The sequence below is a fragment of the Escherichia sp. MOD1-EC6819 genome, assembly GCF_002965765.1.
GTDB lineage: Bacteria > Pseudomonadota > Gammaproteobacteria > Enterobacterales > Enterobacteriaceae > Escherichia > Escherichia ruysiae.
The window spans coordinates 111,197-128,179 of record NZ_PTRG01000004.1; the positions used below are offsets into that span (position 1 = coordinate 111,197).

Consider the following 16,983-nt stretch of genomic DNA (forward strand, 5'->3'; position numbering starts at 1 on the left):
CGCAGAGATATTCTTGACGAGAAAGTATGACAAAGTATTCATTTTGCGGCGTTATCGCCCCTGGCTGATTGAAATGCGCCTCTGTTTAAGGCATAACCCCTCAAAGTCATAAAGTACACTGGCAGCGCGACTGATGATGTCGTTGAGGAGTAGCCATGCATTACCAACCAAAACAAGATTTACTCAATGATCGTATTATCCTGGTAACCGGCGCCAGCGACGGCATTGGTCGTGAAGCCGCTCAGACTTATGCGCGTTATGGCGCGACAGTGATTTTACTGGGACGTAATGAAGAAAAATTACGTCAGGTCGCCCAGCGTATATTCGAAGAGACCGGACGTCATCCACAGTGGTTTATTCTCGATTTAATGACCTGCACATCCGAAGATTGCCATCAACTGGCACAGCGCATTGCCGTTAATTATCTGCGTCTGGACGGCGTTCTGCATAATGCCGGATTGCTTGGCGAAGTTTGCCCGATGAGTGAACAAAATCCGCAGGTCTGGCAGGATGTCATGCAGGTCAACGTTAATGCCACCTTTATGCTGACCCAGGCACTGCTTCCTTTATTACTCAAATCGGACGCCGGTTCGCTGGTCTTTACCTCATCAAGCGTCGGGCGTCAGGGTCGGGCTAATTGGGGTGCATACGCTGCCTCAAAATTTGCCACCGAAGGAATGATGCAGGTACTGGCCGATGAATATCAACAGCGCCTGCGCGTGAACTGCATTAACCCAGGCGGTACGCGCACCGCCATGCGTGCCAGCGCCTTCCCGACGGAAGATCCGCAGAAACTCAAAACCCCCGCTGATATCATGCCACTTTACCTCTGGCTGATGGGCGATGATAGCCGCCGTAAAACCGGCATGACCTTTGACGCCCAACCGGGCCGTAAACCAGGAATTTCCCAATGAGTGATGAACGCTACCAACAGCGTCAGCAGCGAGTTAAAGAAAAAGTGGATGCCCGTGTGGCGCAGGCCCAGGATGAACGCGGCATTATTATCGTTTTTACTGGCAATGGAAAAGGCAAAACCACAGCGGCATTTGGTACGGCAACACGCGCAGTAGGTCACGGAAAAAAAGTGGGCGTCGTGCAATTTATTAAGGGCACCTGGCCTAATGGCGAACGAAATCTGCTGGAGCCGCACGGCGTTGAGTTTCAGGTAATGGCAACTGGCTTCACCTGGGATACGCAAAACCGTGAGTCTGATACCGCTGCCTGCCGCGAAGTCTGGCAACATGCAAAACGAATGCTGGCGGATTCCTCACTGGATATGGTTTTGCTCGATGAGCTGACGTATATGGTGGCGTATGACTATTTGCCACTGGAAGAAGTGGTGCAGGCGTTAAATGAACGTCCACATCAACAGACGGTGATTATCACGGGTCGTGGTTGTCATCGGGATATTCTTGAATTGGCGGATACGGTAAGTGAATTACGCCCCATCAAACATGCGTTTGATGCCGGTGTAAAAGCGCAGATAGGGATTGATTACTAATCTGTAAAAATGCCGGATATGACGTCCGGCATACTTTGATTAACCGTTATTATTACGTCCGCCAGAACGACGACCGCCGCTCACCTGACTGTGACGTTTCACCGCACGACGAATCTGATTCGCCTTCATGCGACGACGGTCTTTTTCTACAGCGACTTTAGAGCTGGTTTCTGGCGGTAGCTCCACCAGTTCGCGCAGATAGTTAGTCTGGGCGAGGTCCAGCTCCGTCCAGCCACCGCGTGGCAGACCTTTTGGCAGTGGGATATCACCGTAACGAACACGGATCAGGCGGCTTACCTGCACACCAACCGCTTCCCACAAACGACGAACTTCACGGTTACGGCCTTCGGTCAGAGTAACGTTGTACCACTGGTTGATCCCTTCGCCGCCGCTGAACTTAATGGTTTTAAAGGCTGCCGGACCATCTTCCAACTGCACGCCACGACTCAAATCACGCAGTTTCGCGTCGTCAACCTGACCAAATACACGCACGGCATATTCACGTTCAACTTCACGGCTTGGGTGCATTAAACGGTTTGCCAGTTCACCGTCGGTGGTGAACAGCAACAGACCACAGGTATTAACGTCGAGACGACCTACGGCAATCCACCGTGCGCCACGCAGCTTCGGCAGACGGTCAAACACTGTTGGACGCCCTTCCGGGTCGTTACGGGTACATAACTCACCTTCCGGCTTGTAATAGGCCAGCACGCGACAAATTTGCTCAGCGGACTCACGCACCGAAATCAGGTGACCATCGATACGAATTTTCAGTCCAGGAGTAACTTCAACGCGATCGCCGAGTTTAGCAATTTTGCCATCAACACTCACACGGCCGGCTTCAATAATAGATTCGATTTCACGGCGAGAACCGTGGCCGGCACGCGCCAGCACTTTCTGTAGCTTTTCGCTCATAGAGCTTCCTTTTGGTGTCGCCTTCCCAGGCGTCTGATATGCTTTGTGCAACAGTGAGTCAGAACTTACATCTGACTCACTGATAGTAAAGTCTGTTCGAACTCTTCCGGCCTTAAGTCAACGACATGACGTTTTAACTGGCCTGGCTTTGAGGCGCAACATACTACACTATCTTTAGGGTTAAAGCTTGTTTCGATTAACATCAGCTTGATTACCAGCCACCACCGCCTGCGCCACCGCCACCGCCACCGCCACCGGCACTACTACCGGAATAACTTCGCCCCAACAAACTGGTATTAGCTCCCAGACTCAGGTGCATCTGTAATGAGAATAAAACGCCGCTACGGGCAATTTCCGGAGCGCGAACAGCCGCTGTAAGTGACAGAGTGATACGTGCTGCCCATTCTCTGCCAAGGTTTGCCGAGACCGCCCAACCTAACAAAGTGTAATCCAGTTTCCGTGTTTCCCCTTTCCGCCGCCGCCCACTGTGCGTTGCCGCCTCTTTACGCGCAAGATAGTTGACGATAGCCTCGCCGTGGGCATAACGTTGCTGCCCAGTTTGTGTAAACTGTGGCAGAAAAATATACCCCAGGGCGGTGAGATACCCCGTCAGGAAAACGGCACTAAAATAACCGGCTGGCATATACCAGTAAAAGAACACATCTCCGACATTGATGTAGAGAGAATAGAAAGCCACGCCTGAACAAATCAGTGGTAAAAACAAAGTGATGATTACACGATTAACGCAAGGCTTGTCATCATCGCGGGCAAACAAAAGCGCAAGGGAAGAAAACAAAAAAGGAAGAAGCCAGCAGGTCATGATAAACATATCAGCCACCAGACTCATACCTGCCCAGCCAACGGGACTCAGGTTTCCATAAAAAATGACTGCTAATATCGCCAGTCCGCCCCATTGCAAAAACGCATCCGGTCGGTAAAACGAAGACTTTTTACGCGGCAGATAAAATTTCTGCATCCGTAAAAATGCCCTGCGTAAGACTCTGTTGCGTCTCCCCGTAAGAACGACCTTATCGCCTTTACGAAATAACGCTTCCAGTAATAACTGCTCTGCGGGCAGTAGTACCTCATTATTTCTGGTCGCGCCTTCATTAACACGAATCAGGATTTGCTGGTTCTTGTCATACAGGTCTTCCAGATGAATTTTTCCTTTCACAATCAGATTTACGATATCGGCACAAAAACCTTTATCGTCGTAAACCAGCTTCGCATCGAGACGCAACATGCCAGGCGTGTAATCTGGGGGAATGATTTCAGTTTCACTCACATCTACCGGCGTAAATTGTGGCCTGCGCTTCCAGAGATATAACCATCCACACACCAGTAACAGACACGGTAACCAAATGATAAGAGACGATGTTGAGGGCAAAAAAAGATGGCTAAAAATATTCGTCGTGTGTTGTGCCGGGGCATTATCCAGCAAGGCATGAGGCCAACGGTAGAGTGCAGTGAAATCTTCACGGTAAAACGGATCGCGGGATTCAATTCTTCCGTCCTCAAGGATGCGGCCATTTCGATATGTGTCGCCCTCTTCTCCAGTAAAGAGATCGATTTCGCTAAATGGATTACCCGCAATATCAGGCAACTTGAGTGAAAATCGGGTCTTATAGATTTCAAACGGCCAGTTATTACCAGTTACGTTCCAGATAAGCAGGTCAGAATCACCCTCACGCAGTACAGCATTTTCAACCTGGTAATGAATTTGATAATGATAATCGCCTTGTGGCAAGAAACGCTGCTTATCGCCCACGACAATACTCATCAACCCGATATGCCAGTCAAGTTGCCAGGGTTCAGGAATACCATCACGAGTGACGCCAATAATGCGATAGTTTAGCAGCGCCGCATCACCATTAGGCTGCATCCATAATCGAGGCAAATCACGATAAAATCCATGCTTAATCTGCTGATTTCTCGCCTGAAAATGAATGTTCTCTTTAATGTCGAGCACCCCATCAGGTTGCATGGTGGCCTCAACATCAAAGAGCGAGATCCCTTCTTCATGATAAGGAATCTCCATGTTTTTCGCGTAACCCAGCGATGAGTAAAGCAGCCCAGCTATCAACAGCAAAATGCAGCGAAATGTCCCTGCCATAATCTTCCATCCGTGGAACGCAATTTTTTATAAGAAAGGCTTCACATCACCTACGCCTTCACGCACCACGACTGGCGTATCATCGGTGAGGTCGATGACCGTTGTCGGTTTCTGGCCGAGATAACCGCCGTGAATGATCAAATCCACCTGTTTTTCCAGACGGTCTTTAATTTCTTCCGGATCGGATTCGGTAAATTCGCTGCCCGGCAGCATCAACGAAGTGGAAAGCATCGGTTCACCCAGCACCTCAAGTAACGCCTGGGCGATGGGGTTTGACGGCACGCGCATCCCGATGGTTTTGCGTTTTTCCTGCAACAAACGGCGTGGCACTTCCTTCGTCCCCTTAAGGATGAAGGTATAGTTACCTGGCGTGTTGTTTTTCATCAGACGAAACGCGACGTTATCCACAAAGGAATAGGTCGAAAGTTCAGAAAGATCGCGACACATCAGGGTAAAGTTGTGACCGTCCGGCAGCTGGCGAATACGACAAATACGCTCCATGGCGTTTTTATCTTCAATTTTACAGCCGAGCGCATAGCCGGAATCGGTTGGATAGACAATCACCCCGCCTTTACGCACGATCTCCACCGCCTGATTGATCAGACGTTGCTGCGGGTTATCAGGATGAATATAAAAAAACTGACTCATAATTCCCTCTCTGTGGTGTTCTGCGGCTGTTCCCATAGCTGCCAGACGCCTTCAACACCTGCGGGCAGCCAGAGTTTACGACCCAGTTCGATCCACGGGCATGGCTGATGAAAATCAGATCCTTGTGATGCCCATAAATGGTGCTGACGCGCAAGTGTCGCCAGTTGGGTGCGTTCATTGGGCGATTGCTGGCACTGCGCGACTTCCATCGCGTCGCCGTGGTGTTCGGCAAAATGCGCAACCAATCTTTTCAGCCATTTAGCACTAAGATTGTACCGCCCAGGATGAGCTAGTACCGCCTTACCGCCAGAATGATGAATGACATCAATAGCTTGTTCTATTGTACACCACTGTGGCGGAACGTATCCGGTTTTCCCGCGCGCCAGATACTTTTTAAAGACATCCGCCATTGAACTGGCTTTGCCGCACTCCACAAGGAAACGAGCAAAATGACCGCGCGTCACCGCACCGCCCTGCGCCAGCCGTTGCGCGCCTTCCAGCGCACCAGGTATTTGCGCTTTTTCAAGTCTTTCGGCAATTAGCTGCGCCCGCTGATTGCGCCGTTCTGTCTGCTGCGCGAGGAACTCACACATTAGCGGATGAGTAATATCAATATTCAGCCCGACAATATGAATTTCATGATTTTCCCAGACCGTGGAAATTTCCACGCCGGGAATAAGATTCAGCGCCAACCCCGAACGTGAAATTTCCTCTCTTGCTGGCGCGATTGCGGCTGTGGTGTCATGGTCGGTGATCGCCAGGGTGCCGACGCGCATCTCGACTGCACGGTGCACCAATGCTTCTGGCGTCAGACAGCCATCGGAAGCTGTCGTATGGCTGTGCAGGTCGTAAATCACTGCGTAATTCGTGTCGCTCAAGGCGCACTCCCGTTCTGGATAATGTTTTTTGCGCCGACATCATAACGGTTCTGGCAAATATTCTGAAATGAGCTGTTGACAATTAATCATTGAACTAGTTAACTAGTACGAAAGTTCACGCAAAAAGGGTATCGACAATGAAAGCAATTTTCGTACTGAAAGGTTGGTGGCGCACTTCCTGAAACGGGCAGTGTATTCACCATGCGTAAAGCAATCAGATACCCAGCCCGCCTAATCAGCGGGCTTTTTTTTGAACAAAATTAGAGAATAACAATGCAAACACAAAAACCGAATCTCGAATTGCTAACCTGCGAAGGCGCTTATCGCGACAATCCCACCGCGCTTTTTCACCAGTTGTGTGGGGATCGTCCGGCAACGCTGCTGCTGGAATCCGCAGATATCGACAGCAAAGATGATTTAAAAAGCCTGCTGCTGGTAGACAGTGCGCTGCGCATTACAGCATTAGGTGACACTGTCACAATCCAGGCGCTTTCCGGCAATGGCGAAACCCTGCTGACACTACTGGATAACGCCCTGCCTGCGGGGGTGGAAAATGAACAATCACCAAACTGCCGTGTGCTGCGCTTCCCCGCTGTCAGTCCACTGCTGGATGAAGACGCCCGCTTATGCTCCCTTTCGGTTTTTGACGCTTTCCGCTTATTGCAGAATCTGTTGAATGTACCGAAGGAAGAACGGGAAGCGATGTTCTTTGGCGGCCTGTTCTCTTATGACCTGGTCGCGGGGTTTGAAGATTTACCGCAATTGTCAGCGGAAAATAACTGCCCTGATTTCTGTTTTTATCTCGCTGAAACGCTGATGGTGATTGACCATCAGAAAAAAAGCACCCGCATTCAGGCCAGCCTGTTTGCGCCGAATGAAGAAGAAAAACAGCGTCTCACTGCACGCCTGAACGAACTACGTCAGCAACTGACCGAAGCCGCGCCGCCGCTGCCAGTGGTTTCCGTACCGCATATGCGTTGTGAATGTAATCAGAGCGATGAAGAGTTCGGTGGCGTAGTGCGTTCGTTGCAAAAAGCGATTCGCGCCGGAGAAATTTTCCAGGTCGTCCCCTCTCGCCGTTTCTCACTGCCCTGCCCGTCACCGCTGGCAGCCTATTACGTGCTGAAAAAGAGTAACCCCAGCCCGTATATGTTTTTTATGCAGGATGATGATTTCACTCTGTTCGGTGCGTCGCCGGAAAGTTCGCTCAAGTATGACGCCACCAGCCGCCAGATTGAAATCTACCCGATTGCAGGAACACGCCCACGAGGTCGTCGCGCCGATGGTTCACTGGACAGAGACCTCGACAGCCGCATAGAACTGGAGATGCGTACCGACCATAAAGAGCTTTCGGAACATCTGATGCTGGTGGATCTCGCCCGTAATGATCTGGCACGCATTTGCACCCCCGGCAGCCGCTACGTTGCCGACCTCACCAAAGTTGACCGTTACTCTTACGTGATGCATCTCGTCTCCCGCGTTGTCGGTGAATTGCGCCACGATCTTGACGCCCTGCACGCTTATCGCGCCTGTATGAATATGGGCACATTAAGCGGTGCGCCGAAAGTGCGCGCCATGCAGTTAATTGCCGAAGCGGAAGGTCGTCGACGCGGCAGTTACGGCGGCGCGGTAGGTTATTTCACCGCACACGGCGATCTCGACACCTGCATTGTGATCCGCTCGGCACTGGTGGAAAACGGCATCGCCACCGTGCAGGCCGGTGCTGGCGTGGTTCTTGATTCTGTTCCGCAGTCGGAAGCCGACGAAACCCGTAATAAAGCCCGCGCTGTACTGCGCGCTATCGCCACCGCGCATCATGCACAGGAGACTTTCTGATGGCTGACATTCTGCTGCTCGATAATATCGACTCTTTTACTTACAACCTGGCAGATCAGTTGCGCAGCAATGGTCATAACGTGGTGATTTACCGCAACCATATTCCGGCGCAGACCTTAATTGAACGCCTGGCGACGATGAGCAATCCGGTGCTGATGCTTTCTCCTGGCCCCGGTGTGCCGAGCGAAGCGGGTTGTATGCCGGAACTGCTTACTCGTCTGCGCGGCAAGCTGCCGATTATTGGCATTTGCCTCGGTCATCAGGCGATTGTCGAAGCCTATGGGGGTTATGTCGGCCAGGCGGGCGAAATTCTGCACGGTAAAGCGTCGAGCATTGAACATGACGGTCAGGCGATGTTTGCCGGGTTAACAACCCCTCTGCCAGTGGCGCGTTATCACTCGCTGGTTGGCAGTAACATTCCGGCCGGTTTAACCATCAACGCCCATTTTAATGGCATGGTGATGGCGGTTCGTCATGATGCGGATCGCGTCTGTGGATTCCAGTTCCATCCGGAATCCATTCTCACCACCGAGGGCGCTCGCTTGCTGGAACAAACGCTGGCCTGGGCGCAGCAAAAGCTGGAACCCACCAACACGCTGCAACCGATTCTGGAAAAACTGTATCAGGCGCAGACCCTTAGTCAGCAGGAAAGCCACCAGCTTTTTTCAGCGGTGGTGCGTGGCGAACTGAAACCGGAACAACTGGCGGCGGCGCTGGTGAGCATGAAAATTCGCGGCGAGCACCCGAACGAAATCGCCGGAGCAGCAACTGCCCTTCTGGAAAATGCTGCGCCGTTCCCGCGCCCGGATTATCTGTTTGCCGATATTGTCGGCACCGGCGGTGACGGCAGCAACAGTATCAACATTTCTACCGCCAGTGCTTTTGTTGCAGCAGCCTGTGGGCTGAAAGTGGCGAAACACGGCAACCGCAGCGTCTCCAGTAAATCGGGTTCTTCGGATCTGCTGGCGGCGTTCGGTATTAATCTTGATATGAACGCCGATAAATCGCGCCAGGCGCTGGATGAGTTAGGCGTCTGTTTCCTCTTTGCACCGAAATATCACACCGGATTCCGCCACGCGATGCCGGTTCGTCAGCAACTGAAAACCCGCACTCTGTTCAACGTGCTGGGGCCATTGATTAACCCGGCGCATCCGCCGCTGGCGTTAATTGGTGTTTATAGTCCGGAGCTGGTACTGCCGATTGCCGAAACGCTGCGCGTGTTGGGGTATCAACGCGCAGCGGTTGTGCACAGCGGCGGAATGGATGAAGTTTCGTTACACGCACCAACGATTGTTGCCGAGTTGCACGATGGCGAAATTAAAAGCTATCAGTTGACCGCAGAAGATTTTGGCCTGACGCCCTACCACCAGGAACAACTGGCAGGCGGAACGCCGGAAGAAAACCGTGACATTTTAACACGTTTGTTACAAGGTAAAGGCGACGCCGCCCATGAGGCAGCCGTCGCGGCGAATGTCGCCATGTTAATGCGCCTGCATGGCCAGGAAGATCTGCAAGCCAATGCGCAAACCGTTCTTGAGGTACTGCGTAGTGGTTCCGCTTACGACAGAGTCACCGCACTGGCGGCACGAGGGTAAATGATGCAAACCGTTTTAGCGAAAATCGTCGCGGACAAGGCGATTTGGGTAGAAGCCCGTAAACAGCAGCAACCACTTGCCAGTTTTCAGAATGAAATTCAGCCGAGCACGCGACATTTTTATGATGCGCTACAGGGTGCACGTACCGCATTTATTCTGGAATGCAAGAAAGCGTCGCCATCAAAAGGCGTGATCCGTGATGATTTCGATCCGGCACGCATTGCCTCGATTTATAAGCATTACGCTTCGGCAATTTCGGTGCTGACTGATGAGAAATATTTCCAGGGAAGCTTTGATTTCCTCCCCATCGTCAGCCAAATCGCCCCGCAGCCGATTTTATGTAAAGACTTCATTATCGATCCTTACCAGATCTATCTGGCGCGCTATTACCAGGCCGATGCCTGCTTATTAATGCTTTCAGTACTGGATGACGAACAATATCGCCAGCTTGCCGCCGTCGCCCACAGTCTGGAGATGGGTGTGCTGACCGAAGTCAGTAATGAAGAGGAACTGGAGCGCGCCATTGCATTGGGGGCAAAGGTCGTTGGCATCAACAACCGCGATCTGCGTGATTTGTCGATTGATCTCAACCGCACGCGCGAGCTTGCGCCAAAACTGGGGCACAAAGTGACGGTGATCAGCGAATCCGGCATTAATACTTACGCTCAGGTGCGCGAATTAGGCCACTTCGCTAACGGCTTTTTGATTGGCTCGGCGCTGATGGCGCACGACGATCTAAACGCCGCCGTGCGCCGGGTGTTGTTGGGTGAGAATAAAGTGTGTGGCCTGACGCGTGGGCAAGATGCTAAAGCAGCTTATGACGCAGGCGCGATTTACGGTGGGTTGATTTTTGTTGCGACATCACCGCGTTGCGTCAGCGTTGAACAGGCGCAGGAAGTGATGGCTGCGGCACCGTTGCAGTATGTTGGCGTGTTCCGCAATCACGATATTGCCGATGTGGCAGGCAAAGCTAAGGTGTTATCGCTGGTGGCAGTGCAACTGCATGGCAGTGAAGATCAGCAATATATCGACGCACTGCGTGATGCTCTGCCAGCAAACGTTGCCATCTGGAAAGCATTGAGCGTTGGAGAAACCCTGCCCGCGCGCGATTTTCAGCACGTTGATAAATATGTTTTCGATAACGGCCAGGGCGGAAGCGGGCAACGTTTCGACTGGTCACTGTTAAACGGTCAATCGCTTGGCAACGTTCTGCTGGCGGGTGGCTTAGGCGCAGATAACTGCGTGGAAGCGGCACAAACCGGCTGCGCCGGGCTTGATTTTAATTCTGCTGTAGAGTCGCAACCGGGCATCAAAGACGCACGTCTTTTGGCCTCGGTTTTCCAGACACTGCGCGCATATTAAGGAAAGGAACAATGACAACATTACTTAACCCGTATTTTGGTGAGTTTGGCGGCATGTACGTGCCACAAATCCTGATGCCTGCCCTGCGCCAGCTGGAAGAAGCCTTCGTCAGCGCACAAAAAGATCCAGAATTTCAGGCGCAGTTTAATGATCTGCTAAAAAACTATGCCGGACGCCCGACCGCGCTGACTAAATGCCAGAATATTACGGCCGGCACTAACACCACGTTGTACCTGAAGCGTGAAGATTTACTGCACGGCGGCGCACATAAAACAAACCAGGTGCTGGGTCAGGCCTTACTGGCGAAGCGGATGGGTAAAACCGAAATCATCGCCGAAACCGGTGCCGGTCAGCATGGTGTGGCGTCTGCCCTTGCCAGCGCCCTGCTTGGCCTGAAATGTCGAATTTATATGGGTGCCAAAGACGTCGAACGTCAGTCGCCCAACGTTTTTCGTATGCGCTTAATGGGCGCGGAAGTGATTCCGGTACATAGCGGTTCCGCGACGCTGAAAGATGCCTGTAACGAGGCGCTGCGCGACTGGTCAGGCAGTTATGAAACCGCGCACTATATGCTGGGCACCGCAGCTGGCCCGCATCCTTACCCGACCATTGTGCGTGAGTTTCAACGGATGATTGGCGAAGAAACCAAAGCACAGATTCTGGAAAGAGAAGGTCGCCTACCGGACGCCGTTATCGCCTGTGTTGGCGGCGGTTCGAATGCCATCGGGATGTTTGCTGATTTCATCAACGAAACCGACGTTGGCCTGATTGGCGTGGAGCCAGGCGGTCACGGTATCGAAACCGGCGAGCACGGTGCACCATTGAAACATGGTCGTGTGGGCATCTATTTCGGTATGAAAGCGCCGATGATGCAGACAGAAGACGGGCAGATTGAAGAATCTTACTCCATCTCAGCCGGGCTGGATTTCCCGTCTGTCGGCCCGCAACACGCGTATCTCAACAGCACTGGACGCGCTGATTATGTCTCAATTACCGATGATGAAGCACTGGACGCCTTTAAAACGCTGTGCCTGCATGAAGGGATTATTCCGGCGCTGGAATCCTCCCATGCCCTGGCTCATGCGCTGAAAATGATGCGCGAAAACCCGGAAAAAGAGCAGCTGCTGGTGGTTAACCTTTCCGGTCGCGGCGACAAAGACATCTTCACCGTTCACGATATTTTGAAAGCACGAGGGGAAATCTGATGGAACGCTACGAATCTCTGTTTGCCCGTTTGAAGGAGCGCAAAGAAGGCGCATTCGTTCCTTTCGTCACGCTCGGTGATCCGGGCATTGAGCAGTCGCTGAAAATTATCGATACGCTAATTGAAGCCGGTGCTGACGCGCTGGAGTTAGGCATCCCCTTCTCTGACCCGCTGGCAGATGGCCCGACGATTCAAAACGCCACACTGCGTGCTTTTGCGGCGGGTGTGACCCCGGCACAATGTTTTGAAATGCTGGCACTGATTCGCCAGAAACACCCGAATATTCCCATTGGCCTTCTGATGTATGCCAACCTGGTGTTTAACAAAGGTATTGATGAGTTTTATGCCCAGTGCGAGAAAGTCGGCGTCGATTCGGTGCTGGTTGCCGATGTGCCCGTGGAAGAGTCTGCGCCCTTCCGCCAAGCTGCGTTGCGCCATAACGTCGCACCTATATTTATCTGCCCGCCGAATGCCGACGATGATTTGCTGCGTCAGATAGCCTCTTATGGTCGTGGTTACACCTATTTATTGTCGCGTGCGGGCGTGACCGGCGCAGAAAACCGCGCCGCGTTACCCCTCAATCATCTGGTTGCGAAGCTGAAAGAGTACAACGCTGCACCTCCATTGCAGGGATTTGGTATTTCCGCCCCGGATCAGGTAAAAGCAGCGATTGATGCAGGAGCTGCGGGCGCGATTTCTGGTTCGGCCATTGTTAAAATCATCGAGCAACATATTAATGAGCCAGAGAAAATGTTGGTGGCATTGAAAGCTTTTATACAACCGATGAAAGCGGCAACACGCAGTTAATCCCACAGCCGTCAGTTCTGCTGGCGGCATTTTGTATTCCTTTAACGAAGCCAGAAAAATCTTAATTTTATTTATTATTTGCCTTTTTACCGTTTCGCTTAACCCTAACATACGTCAACTTACGTCATTTTTCCGCCCAACAGTAATATAATCAAACAAATTAATCCCGCAACATAACACCAGTAAAATCAATAATTTTTCCTAAGTCACTTATTCCTCAGGCAATTATTAATATATCCAGAACCTTCCTCAAAATATATTTTCCACCCTCCCTCCTTGCCACGCTTAATTTGACTAATTCTTATTAGCGACTAATTTTAATGAGTGTCGGCACACAACACTCATATTAATCAAACAATGCAACGTAACGGGAGAAATAACATGGCCGAACATCGTGGTGGTTCAGGAAATTTCGCCGAAGATCGTGAGAAGGCATCCGACGCAGGTCGTAAAGGTGGTCAGCACAGCGGCGGTAATTTTAAAAACGATCCGCAACGCGCATCCGAAGCGGGTAAAAAAGGCGGTCAACAAAGCGGTGGTAATAAATCAGGAAAATCCTGATCCACCGTTAATTATTAATATCAGCTGATAAAGATAATTGTATCTGCGGGCCGTATGGCTCGCAGTGATTTCACTGGAGAAAAATATGAATATGAAGACCATTGAAGATGTATTTATTCACCTGCTTTCAGACACCTACAGCGCAGAAAAACAGTTAACTCGCGCGCTGGCAAAACTTTCCAGAGCGACATCAAACGAAAAACTAAGTCAGGCTTTTCATGCGCACCTTGAGGAAACTCATGGACAGATAGAACGTATTGATCAAGTCGTAGAATCCGAATCAAATCTTAAAATTAAACGCATGAAGTGCGTAGCAATGGAAGGACTCATTGAAGAAGCTAATGAGGTCATTGAGAGCACAGAAAAAAACGAAGTGCGTGACGCCGCGCTCATTGCAGCTGCACAGAAAGTCGAGCACTATGAGATCGCCAGTTACGGGACCTTAGCGACGCTGGCTGAACAATTAGGTTACCGTAAAGCAGCGAAGCTTCTGAAAGAAACTCTGGAAGAAGAAAAGGCCACTGACATCAAACTGACTGATCTGGCTCTTAATAACGTAAATAAGAAAGCCGAAAATAAAGCCTGAAATATGAACTTCAACTTTCAGTAATTTTATAAAGAGGACATTTTCATGAATCGTATTGAACATTATCATGACTGGCTACGTGACGCCCACGCAATGGAAAAGCAAGCCGAATCTATGCTTGAATCCATGGCCAGCCGTATAGATAATTATCCTGAACTACGCGCTCGTATTGAACAACATCTTAGTGAAACCAAAAACCAGATTGTTCAACTGGAAACTATTCTTGATCGTAATGACATTTCACGTTCAGTCATTAAAGATTCCATGAGTAAAATGGCTGCGCTTGGGCAGTCTATCGGTGGTATTTTTCCTTCTGATGAAATTGTGAAAGGTTCCATTAGCGGCTATGTCTTCGAGCAATTTGAAATCGCCTGCTATACCTCACTATTAGCTGCGGCAAAAAATGCCGGTGATACAGCCTCTATTCCGGTCATCGAAGCGATTTTAAATGAGGAAAAGCAAATGGCCGACTGGCTAATTCAGCATATTCCGCAAACAACTGAGAAATTTTTAATTCGTGCTGAAACTGATGGCGTAGAAGCGAAGAAATAATACCCTTTATACCATGTCCTTATTGACCCCGTAATTACGGGGTCATTTTTGCGGGGAATTAAAAACGATATCCTGCGGAGAACATAAACACCCACGGATCGAGGCGTACACTGTCGTGTTGCTGTGCACCGCCCAGTTTATAATTTGCGGTAGTATCGATATCCATGTACCAGACTGACATGTTAACCAACCAGTCACGGTTAATCAGATAATCCACCCCAACCTGCCCGGCAGCGCCCCAGGAATCTTTCAGACTGAGATCGGAAAGCCCGGCCTCTTTGCCATGATCGTTAAATCCATTATCAAAGAACGTGGTGTAGTTAATACCGGCACCAACGTAAGGACGGAATTTGCTGCTGGCATCACCAAAATACCACTGCGCCATCAGTGTTGGCGGCAGATGATGGACTGTTGCAATATCACCGGTCGCGCGAGTACCGATTTTATGGCGGAAAGGCGTCGCTGCCAGTAATTCAACACCGATATTGTCAGTCGCCATATACGTAAACGTCAGGCCCAACTGAGTGTTATTAGTCACGCTAAATCCCCCCAGACTTCCTAACGTACCACCAGCGCCTTCTGTCGGACGCACAGTCGCAGAACCTGCACGCATAAAAAACTCGCCTGCTTCATGCGCAAAGGCTGTGCCAGAGAGAAGTGTTGTTACTGCCAAAGCCGCCACTGTTAATTTTTTCATATCCGCTCCGTCGTTATGGTTATAAAAACGTGACAAATATACCTACATTGGGGTAACAAATGATCCTACACAGATCACACTACATCCTCTAAATCACCCTTTATTGATCTGGATTAATTTAGAAGTTGCATCACAAATCCTGGTTAATGTGATTTAAATCAATTTTCGAATATTTGCGCTGCGCAAATATTAACGCGCTCGCCACTTGCTCCCGTCTGCACACATAAATGCCAACAATTACCTCCGCTTTACAAAGATATGCTTTTCCATACATGACCTGATGCTGCCACTGAGAGGCTAACCAGGGTACAATTGCCCGCTAATTAACACCTGCATAAAACTCAAGGAGAGTGCATGTCTATCACGGCGCAGTCCGTATACCGTGACACCGGAAATTTCTTCCGTAATCAATTTATGACCATTCTGTTGGTATCGTTGCTTTGTGCATTTATCACAGTGGTGTTAGGACATGTTTTCTCACCCAGTGACGCTCAACTTGCGCAGCTCAATGACGGTGTACCCGTTAGTGGCGGCGGTGGGTTGTTCGACCTGGTACAAAATATGTCCCCGGAACAACAGCAGATTTTGCTGCGTGCGTCCGCTGCTTCTACCTTTTCAGGATTAATCGGTAACGCCATTCTTGCGGGCGGCGTATTATTAATGATCCAGCTAGTGTCCGCCGGTCAGCGGGTCAGCGCATTACGGGCAATTGGCGCGAGCGCTCCGGTATTACCGAAGCTATTCTTGCTAATCCTCCTGACAACATTGATTGTGCAAATAGGCATCATGCTGGTGGTCGTTCCTGGTATCATCATGGCCATCCTGCTGGCGTTGGCTCCCGTGATGCTGGTCCAGGATAAAATGGGCGTTTTCGCCTCCATGCGCAGCAGTATGCGGCTGACATGGGCGAATATGCGTCTGGTGGCACCTGCGGTATTGAGTTGGTTACTGGCAAAAACTCTGTTGTTGCTGTTTGCCTCTTCGTTTGCCGCATTAACCCCAGAAATTGGCGCTGTACTGGCGAACACCTTGAGCAACCTGATTTCAGCCGTATTGCTCATCTATCTGTTCCGTCTGTATATGTTGATTCGCCAATAACCCTAAGCATTTGATTACGGAATCGTAAAATGAAGCAGTTTCTTGATTTTCTACCGCTGGTTGTCTTCTTCGCGTTCTATAAGATTTATGACATCTATGCGGCAACTGCGGCGCTGATCGTCGCCACAGCGATTGCGCTTATTTATAGCTGGGTTCGCTTTCGTAAGGTTGAGAAGATGGCTCTGATCACCTTTGTTCTGGTGGTTGTCTTCGGTGGTCTGACGCTATTCTTCCACAATGATGAGTTTATTAAATGGAAGGTCACCGTAATTTACGCACTGTTTGCCGGTGCTCTGTTGGTTAGCCAATGGGTAATGAAAAAGCCGCTGATTCAACGTATGTTGGGTAAAGAGCTTACCCTGCCGCAGCCAGTATGGTCGAAGTTGAATCTGGCCTGGGCAGTCTTTTTTATCCTTTGCGGGCTGGCAAACATCTATATCGCTTTCTGGCTACCACAAAATATTTGGGTCAACTTCAAAGTGTTCGGTCTGACCGCCCTCACCTTAATCTTCACGCTGTTAAGCGGTATCTATATCTACCGCCACATGCCACAGGAAGATAAATCATAACCAGACTGCCAGTCCTTCGGGGCTGGCGCTGTATCTCCTCTGTTCTCCTCAGGAAAATCAT

18 protein-coding genes and 1 other annotated feature are annotated in these 16,983 nt (G+C 50.4%); of the genes, 13 read left to right on the plus strand and 5 right to left on the minus strand.

Features of this window, described 5'->3' with window-relative positions:
* Window positions 1–155: 155 nt before the first annotated feature.
* Entirely contained in the window at window positions 156–914 is a 759-nt protein-coding gene (locus A7Z06_RS06540) for a YciK family oxidoreductase (RefSeq protein WP_000559297.1), read from the plus strand.
* On the plus strand, window positions 911–1,501 hold the full coding sequence (gene cobO / locus A7Z06_RS06545) for a cob(I)yrinic acid a,c-diamide adenosyltransferase (RefSeq protein ID WP_001278904.1): 591 nt from the start codon (window positions 911–913) through the stop codon (window positions 1,499–1,501). The genes A7Z06_RS06540 and cobO overlap by 4 nt, the downstream gene beginning before the upstream one ends.
* 39 nt (window positions 1,502–1,540) lie before the next feature.
* Here cobO and rluB read toward each other — a convergent pair whose 3' ends face one another.
* The 4 genes from rluB to rnm form a co-directional block, all read right to left on the minus strand.
* Window positions 1,541–2,416: a 23S rRNA pseudouridine(2605) synthase RluB gene (rluB, locus tag A7Z06_RS06550; protein ID WP_001291217.1), complete on the minus strand. Its 876-nt coding sequence runs from the start codon at window positions 2,414–2,416 to the stop codon at window positions 1,541–1,543.
* Window positions 2,417–2,627: 211 nt separating this feature from the next.
* A complete protein-coding gene (locus A7Z06_RS06555; RefSeq protein ID WP_105279366.1) occupies window positions 2,628–4,529 on the minus strand; it encodes a DUF2207 domain-containing protein in 1,902 nt (633 codons plus the stop codon).
* A 27-nt stretch (window positions 4,530–4,556) separates the two neighbouring features.
* On the minus strand, window positions 4,557–5,177 hold the full coding sequence (locus A7Z06_RS06560) for an L-threonylcarbamoyladenylate synthase (protein WP_001516499.1): 621 nt from the start codon (window positions 5,175–5,177) through the stop codon (window positions 4,557–4,559).
* Window positions 5,174–6,055, minus strand: coding sequence for an RNase RNM (gene rnm, locus A7Z06_RS06565; RefSeq protein WP_001285663.1), 882 nt, complete (start codon window positions 6,053–6,055; stop codon window positions 5,174–5,176). The genes A7Z06_RS06560 and rnm overlap by 4 nt, the downstream gene beginning before the upstream one ends.
* Before the next feature lie 137 nt (window positions 6,056–6,192).
* On the opposite strand from rnm, the gene trpL reads away from it, so the two are divergent.
* From trpL to A7Z06_RS06610, 9 genes are all read left to right on the plus strand, one after another.
* Entirely contained in the window at window positions 6,193–6,237 is a 45-nt protein-coding gene (gene trpL / locus A7Z06_RS06570; RefSeq protein WP_001700591.1) for a trp operon leader peptide, read from the plus strand.
* Window positions 6,214–6,307 (plus strand) — a sequence feature (Trp leader region). (Overlaps the previous gene by 24 nt.)
* 21 nt (window positions 6,308–6,328) lie before the next feature.
* Complete coding sequence (gene trpE, locus A7Z06_RS06575; RefSeq protein WP_001194556.1) at window positions 6,329–7,891, plus strand: anthranilate synthase component I; 1,563 nt, start codon at window positions 6,329–6,331, stop codon at window positions 7,889–7,891.
* Window positions 7,891–9,486 (plus strand): bifunctional anthranilate synthase glutamate amidotransferase component TrpG/anthranilate phosphoribosyltransferase TrpD, encoded by a 1,596-nt coding sequence (gene trpD / locus A7Z06_RS06580; RefSeq protein WP_105279367.1) that lies wholly within the window; start codon window positions 7,891–7,893, stop codon window positions 9,484–9,486. Before trpE ends, trpD begins: the two co-directional genes overlap by 1 nt.
* A complete protein-coding gene (gene trpCF, locus A7Z06_RS06585; protein ID WP_000983851.1) occupies window positions 9,487–10,848 on the plus strand; it encodes a bifunctional indole-3-glycerol-phosphate synthase TrpC/phosphoribosylanthranilate isomerase TrpF in 1,362 nt (453 codons plus the stop codon).
* Between the two features lie 11 nt (window positions 10,849–10,859).
* Window positions 10,860–12,053, plus strand: a complete 1,194-nt coding sequence (trpB, locus tag A7Z06_RS06590; RefSeq protein WP_000209511.1) for a tryptophan synthase subunit beta — start codon at window positions 10,860–10,862, stop codon at window positions 12,051–12,053.
* Entirely contained in the window at window positions 12,053–12,859 is an 807-nt protein-coding gene (trpA, locus tag A7Z06_RS06595; protein ID WP_105279368.1) for a tryptophan synthase subunit alpha, read from the plus strand. Before trpB ends, trpA begins: the two co-directional genes overlap by 1 nt.
* A 381-nt stretch (window positions 12,860–13,240) precedes the next feature.
* The gene (locus A7Z06_RS06600; RefSeq protein ID WP_000807651.1) at window positions 13,241–13,420 is read left to right on the plus strand and encodes a general stress protein; all 180 of its coding nucleotides are present in this window, start codon (window positions 13,241–13,243) and stop codon (window positions 13,418–13,420) included.
* A gap of 85 nt (window positions 13,421–13,505) precedes the next feature.
* On the plus strand, window positions 13,506–14,006 hold the full coding sequence (locus A7Z06_RS06605) for a YciE/YciF ferroxidase family protein (protein ID WP_001056502.1): 501 nt from the start codon (window positions 13,506–13,508) through the stop codon (window positions 14,004–14,006).
* Between the two features lie 45 nt (window positions 14,007–14,051).
* On the plus strand, window positions 14,052–14,558 hold the full coding sequence (locus A7Z06_RS06610) for a ferritin-like domain-containing protein (RefSeq protein ID WP_001079506.1): 507 nt from the start codon (window positions 14,052–14,054) through the stop codon (window positions 14,556–14,558).
* 58 nt (window positions 14,559–14,616) lie between these two features.
* On the opposite strand, the gene ompW is transcribed toward A7Z06_RS06610, so the two are convergent.
* Window positions 14,617–15,255 carry an outer membrane protein OmpW gene (ompW, locus tag A7Z06_RS06615; RefSeq protein ID WP_000737249.1) on the minus strand — a complete coding sequence of 213 codons (639 nt, stop codon included), beginning with the start codon at window positions 15,253–15,255 and terminating at the stop codon, window positions 14,617–14,619.
* Between the two features lie 354 nt (window positions 15,256–15,609).
* On the opposite strand from ompW, the gene A7Z06_RS06620 reads away from it, so the two are divergent.
* Together A7Z06_RS06620 and A7Z06_RS06625 are read left to right on the plus strand one after the other, a co-directional pair.
* Window positions 15,610–16,353, plus strand: a complete 744-nt coding sequence (locus A7Z06_RS06620) for a YciC family protein (RefSeq protein WP_000028528.1) — start codon at window positions 15,610–15,612, stop codon at window positions 16,351–16,353.
* A 29-nt stretch (window positions 16,354–16,382) separates the two neighbouring features.
* A complete protein-coding gene (locus A7Z06_RS06625; RefSeq protein ID WP_000808653.1) occupies window positions 16,383–16,922 on the plus strand; it encodes a septation protein A in 540 nt (179 codons plus the stop codon).
* Window positions 16,923–16,983: the final 61 nt, after the last annotated feature.